This window comes from Sphaerisporangium rhizosphaerae, from assembly GCF_042665155.1.
Taxonomy (GTDB): domain Bacteria; phylum Actinomycetota; class Actinomycetes; order Streptosporangiales; family Streptosporangiaceae; genus Sphaerisporangium; species Sphaerisporangium rhizosphaerae.
In genome coordinates, this window is the sequence record NZ_JBHTCG010000127.1 from 1 (window position 1) to 534 (window position 534).

At 27.5% G+C, this 534-nt stretch carries 1 protein-coding gene; it reads right to left on the reverse strand.

Going from position 1 to position 534, the window contains the following annotated elements:
* Positions 1-381: hypothetical protein (locus ACFQSB_RS40395; protein ID WP_380832675.1), on the reverse strand; the 381-nt coding region annotated here is incomplete at its 3' end.
* Positions 382-534: the final 153 nt, after the last annotated feature.

Consider the following 534-nt stretch of genomic DNA (forward strand, 5'->3'; position numbering starts at 1 on the left):
GGTATCGATTGTAATGTTATTAGTCAAGAAGCTTTTAATAAAAAGTGATTGACCAGTTACAGATAAAATTTCAACAGAAGAAATAACTGAATTATTTTCGATATTTAAAATGTTATCAACTGGATTTGGATAATATTTCAGTCCAATAAAATTATTTTCATTTGTAGATAACAAAGGCACTGGGCTAAATCTAAGATTGTCTAAATAAGCATTATCTCCAATGTCGTTCGAAGATTTTCCAATATGCTGCAACGAAATTCTAATATCACCACCTACAAAAGGAGTTAAGTCATATTGGAATGTTTTAAAAATATCTTGGTTATTAGTTGTTGGACGGATAATGTTACCTAAAACAACTCCATTTACCACTACTCTAAACATCGATTCATTATTAAAATTAACAAAAGTTTGTTTTAAATAAGTAAACTTTTTATTTTTAGACTTTAAATACTTCTGAATGCAGCAAGCATTACAAATTCTTGAAAAATATTGGAACTATTCTTCTTTTAGACCTGTTCAGGATGAAATAATACA